This is a genomic window from Agromyces sp. P1_H4 (assembly GCF_056405255.1).
This window is the reverse complement of record NZ_JBFUCL010000290.1, coordinates 1-4,829: the sequence shown is the minus strand read 5'-3', so window position 1 is coordinate 4,829 and position 4,829 is coordinate 1. Positions and strand designations below refer to the sequence as shown.

The window sequence follows — 4,829 nt, the reverse complement described above, 5'->3', positions numbered from 1 at the left end:
CGTCGACGGGCAGGAGGCCGTGGCCGCCGCTGCGCACGGCGATGGGCAGGCCGGATGCCGCGGCGAGGCCGACGGCCGCGGCGACCTCGTCGGCGGTGCGCGGACGCACGACGACCTGGGGTTCGCCGACGCCCGCGAAGACCGCGGCGCCGGCGTCGTACTCGGTGGTGCCGGGGCCATGCGCCCGGCCGGGAACGCGCTCACTCAATTCGGAGAGGATCGACATTCCGTCACTCTGGCAGAGGCCGCCGACAAGCGGAATCGATGCTCGCTCAGCGCGGAATCCCTGCGTTCGCATGCATCGCCGGCTCCGACCGTCGCCGTGGCGCCCCTACTCGCCCGAGGGGTGCGCCTTCGCCCGGTCGATCACCCACGCGTACGCGAAGGCCCGCTCGCGCCACGCCGAGTACCGCCCCGAGACGCCGCCGTGGCCGGCCGCCATCTCGGTCTTCAGCAGCGGGTCGGCCCCGGCGTCGCGAAGGCGGGCGACCCACTTCGCGGGCTCCACGTAGAGCACACGGGTGTCGTTGAGCGACGTCACGGCGAGGATCGGCGGGTAGTGGTTGACGTGCACGTTCTCGTACGGCGAGTACGACTTCATGTAGTGGTACACCTCGGCGTCGTCGAGCGGGTTGCCCCACTCGTCCCATTCGATGACCGTGAGCGGCAGCGACGGGTCGAGGATCGAGGTCAGCGGGTCGACGAACGGCACCTCGGCGAGGATGCCCGAGAAGTACCGCGGCCCCATGTTCGCCACGGCGCCCATGAGCAGCCCGCCGGCGCTGCCGCCCTGGGCGACGAGACGGTCGGGTGCGGTGATGTCCTCGTCGATGAGGTGCCGCGCCGCGGCGACGAAGTCGGTGAACGTGTTGCGCTTCTCGAGCTTCTTGCCGTGCTCGTACCAGAGGCGCCCCATCTCACCGCCGCCGCGCACGTGCGCGACCGCGAAGATCATGCCGCGGTCGAGCAGCGACAGCCGGGGGATGCCGAACCCCGGGTCGATGGAGTGCTCGTACGACCCGTAGCCGTAGAGCAGCGTGGGCGCCGGCGTGCCGAGGTCGACGAGGTCGTGCCGGTACACGAGCGAGATCGGGATGCGCGTCCCGTCGTCGCCGACGGCCCACTCGCGTCGCTGCGCGTAGCGCGTCGCGTCGTAGTCGCCGAGCACCGGCTGGCGCTTGCGAAGCCGACGCTCGCCGGTCGCGACGACGACGTCGTACACGGTCGACGGCGTGACGAAGCTCGAGTACCCGATGCGCAGGGTCGGCTGCTCCCACGCGGGATTCGAGCCGACGCCCACGGAGAACAGCGCCTCGTCGAACGGCAGCTCGTGCAGGGTGTCGTCGGGCGTGGCATCCGCGGGAAGTCCGGCCGGCGGCACCTTCGCGACGGCCACGCGCGGCAGCCCCTCGCGCCGGTACTCGACGGCGACGAAGTCGCGGAAGGCGTCGACGCCCTCGAGTCGCACGGCCGGATCGTGGGGCAGCAGCATCCGTCGCGGTCCCTGCGGGTCGGATGCCGCGACGCTCACGAGCTCGAAGTTCACGGCGTCGTCGTTGTGCACGATGAGCAGTCGGTCGATGCCACCGGCGACCACGTGCTCGACGTCGTACTCGACGCCGTCCTTGCGCGGCCAGACGACCGTGAAGTCGCCGGCGGGGTCCGCGGTGTCGAGCAGCCAGGTCTCCCCGGTGACGTTCGAGCCGGCCTCGATCATGAGGTACTTGCGACTGCGGGTGAGGCCCACGCCCAGCCAGAACCGCTCGTCGGACTCGTGGAAGACCGAGACGTCGTCGGATGCCGCGGTGCCGACCTCGTGGCGCCAGATGGTGTCGGGGCGCCACGACTCGTCGACGGTGGCGTAGAAGAGGTAGCGGCCCGACGGGTCGAACACGGCGCCGGCCGCGGTGCCCTCGATGACGTCGTCGTAGACCCGGTCGGTGCCGTCGATCGCCTTGAGGCGGATCGTGTAGCGCTCATCGCCCTCCACGTCGGTGGCGTAGAGCATCGTGGCGCCGTCGGCGGTCACGTCGAAGCTTCCGAGCGAGTAGAAGTTGTGACCGGCGGCCTCGAGGTTGTCGTCGAGCAGCACCTGCTCGCCCGGGATCGACTCGTCCGCGGCATCCGGCAGCTCATCGCCCGTGAGCTCGGGCAGCACGGGCGGCTCCCAGTCGTCGGGGCTCGTGATCGGCGCCCGGCAGTGGATGCCGTACTGCTGCCCCTCGACGGTGCGCGTGTAGTACCACCACTCGCCCTCGCGGCTGGGCACGCTGAGGTCGGTCTCCTTCGTGCGGTCCTTGATCTCCTCGAAGATGAGCTCCTGCAGGATCGAGAGGTGCTCGGTCTTCGCCTTGGTGTAGGCGTTCTCCTGGTGGAGGTGGGCCAGCACCGCCGGATCGTCCTTGGCCCGCAGCCACTCGTACTCATCGACCACCACGTCGCCGTGGTGCTCGCGCTGGATCGGACGCTTCTCGGTCTTCGGCGGGGTCAGCACGACGTCCACGCTACGCCCATGGGCCGTCGACGTTCGAGGTGCGGGTGACGCCGTGCGTCGGAGATGGGCATCCGTTTCGTCCCGAATGGGTGCTTAGGTTAGCCTTAGCTCAATCCACTTGTTCCTAGCCGGGAGACGCACGTGCTCGCCAACTACCTGATCGGCCTCCGCGAAGGCCTCGAAGCAGGTCTCATCGTGGGCATCCTCGTCGCCTACCTCGGCAAGCTCGGCCGGCGCGACCTGCTCGGCAAGCTCTGGATGGGCATCGGCATCGCCGTGGCGATCTCGCTCGGCGTCGGCGCCCTGCTCACGTGGGGCCCGTACGCGATGACCTTCCAGGCGCAGGAGATCCTCGGCGGCACGCTCTCGCTCCTCGCCGTGGCCATGGTCACCTGGATGATCTTCTGGATGGGCACGCACGGCCGCACCCTCTCCTCCGAGCTGCGCGGGCGCGTCGACACCGCGCTCACCGGATCCTGGATCGCGATCGTCGTGCTCGGCGCCGTGAGCGTCGGCCGCGAGGGCGTCGAGACCGCCCTGTTCGTCTGGGCCAGCGTCGCCGGCGGCAACGACCCCGTGCTCGGCACGATCGGCGCCGTGCTCGGCATCCTCACCGCCGTCGTCGTCTCGTGGGGCATCTCGAGGGGCCTCGTGCGCATCAACCTCGGGAAGTTCTTCACCTGGACGGGCGTGTTCCTCATCCTCGTCGCCGCCGGAGTGCTTTCCTACGCGATCGGCGACCTGCAGGAGGCCTCGGTCATCCCGGGCGGCGGCGTGACCGCCTACAGCCTCACCGCGGTGATCCCCCCGGGCGGCTGGCTGCACGCCGTGCTCAGCGGCATCTTCAACTTCACACCCGAGCCCACGTGGGCGCAGGTCGTCGGCTGGGTCGCGTACGTCGCCGTGACGATGTCGCTCTACCTGCGGCTGCTGCGCCGTCGCAGTGCGCCGAAGCCCGCACCGGCTGCCGCGCCCGCCGCGCCCGTCTCGCCGGTCGCCGCGCACTGACCCTCAGCCCCGCACGCCCTCGACCCCGCCGATTGGATCCCCGATGAACCGACGTGCCCTCGCGGCATCCGCTGCCGTGACCGCACTGGCGCTGGCCCTCACCGGCTGCGTCGCGAAGTCCGACCTCGCGCAGTCCATTCCGGTGTCGATCACCGATGACGGATGCGCCGTGGCCGCCGCCACCGCGCCCGCCGGCGCCGTGACGTTCAGCCTCGAGAACACGGGCAGCGATGTGAACGAGTTCGAGATCCTCGCCGACGACCAACTGCGCATCGTCGGCGAGAAGGAGAACGTCACCCCCGGGCAGGCGATCGAGTTCGTCGCGCAGCTCGCGCCGGGCACCTACTACACGGCGTGCAAGTTCCAGCAGGTCGGGGCGCCGGTCGGGCTCGCCGAGTTCACCGTCACCGGCGAGGCATCCGCGGTGTCGGCCGACGACCAGGCGCTCGCCGACCAGGCCGTCACCGAGTACCTCGCCTACGTGCGCTCGCAGGCGGCCGAGCTGCTGCCGGCCGTGCAGGCGTTCGCCGCCGCCTACGCCGCGGGCGACGACGAGACGGCGCGGTCGCTCTTCGCCGCGACCCGCGTGCCCTACGAGCGCATCGAGCCCACGGCCGAGGCGTTCGGCGACCTCGACCCGAAGATCGACTTCCGCGAGGTCGACGCCGTGGCTGACGGCCTCGACTGGACCGGCTTCCACCGCATCGAGAAGGACCTCTGGCCGCCGGCCGCCGGCGACCTCAACTCCGACGGCCAGGACGCACTCGCGAATTGGACGCCGTCCACGCCCGAGCAGCGCCAGGAGTTCGCCGACGCGCTTGTCGCCGACGTCACCCAGCTGCACGACCTCGTGACCGCCGACGATTTCGACGTCTCGCTCGACGCCATCTCGAACGGTGCCATCGCGCTGCTCGACGAGGTCGCCGCGGGCAAGATCACCGGCGAGGAGGACTGGTGGTCGGGCACCGACCTCTCCGACTTCGCCGCGAACGTGCAGGGCGCCGGCGTCGCGTTCGGTGCGGTGCGCGCGCTCGCCGAGTCGAAGGGCGACGACGGCACGGCGCTCGCCGCCGACATCGACGAGCAGTTCGCCGCGCTCGAGGCGGCGCTCGCCGCGTACGGGTCGCTCGACGCCGGGTTCGTCGACTACGCCGAGCTCACCGACGCCGACAAGAAGACCCTCTCCGACCAGGTCAACGCCCTCGCCGAGCCGCTCTCGCAGCTCACCCACACGGTGCTCGGCGTGACGGAGCCCGACGCCTGATGACCGAGCAGTCCGCCTCCGGCGTCAGCCGCCGCCACCTCCTCGGCCTCTTCGGGGCCGGGG

4 protein-coding genes are annotated in these 4,829 nt (G+C 70.9%); 2 read left to right on the top strand and 2 right to left on the bottom strand.

Translation table 11 applies throughout. The annotated features are described in order from the left end of the window. Both AC1DY2_RS15410 and AC1DY2_RS15405 read right to left on the bottom strand, forming a co-directional pair. The coding region (locus tag AC1DY2_RS15410) for an FAD-binding protein (protein WP_476763221.1) at positions 1 to 226 on the bottom strand (226 nt) is incomplete at its 3' end. A 105-nt stretch (positions 227 to 331) separates the two neighbouring features. Then, on the bottom strand, positions 332 to 2,494 hold the full coding sequence (locus tag AC1DY2_RS15405) for a S9 family peptidase (RefSeq protein WP_476763220.1): 2,163 nt from the start codon (positions 2,492 to 2,494) through the stop codon (positions 332 to 334). A gap of 141 nt (positions 2,495 to 2,635) precedes the next feature. Here AC1DY2_RS15405 and efeU point away from each other — a divergent pair, with 141 nt between their 5' ends. Both efeU and efeO read left to right on the top strand, forming a co-directional pair. Further along, a complete protein-coding gene (efeU, locus tag AC1DY2_RS15400) occupies positions 2,636 to 3,502 on the top strand; it encodes an iron uptake transporter permease EfeU (protein ID WP_476763219.1) in 867 nt (288 codons plus the stop codon). A 43-nt stretch (positions 3,503 to 3,545) separates the two neighbouring features. Continuing rightward, positions 3,546 to 4,766, top strand: a complete 1,221-nt coding sequence (gene efeO, locus AC1DY2_RS15395) for an iron uptake system protein EfeO (RefSeq protein WP_476763218.1) — start codon at positions 3,546 to 3,548, stop codon at positions 4,764 to 4,766. The last annotated feature ends 63 nt before the right edge of the window (positions 4,767 to 4,829 follow it).

Bases quoted from the DNA above. Each gene is read 5' to 3' on its own strand.
- efeO (WP_476763218.1), top strand. From the start codon at position 3,546: ATGAACCGACGTGCCCTCGCGGCATCCGCTGCCGTGACCGCACTGGCG.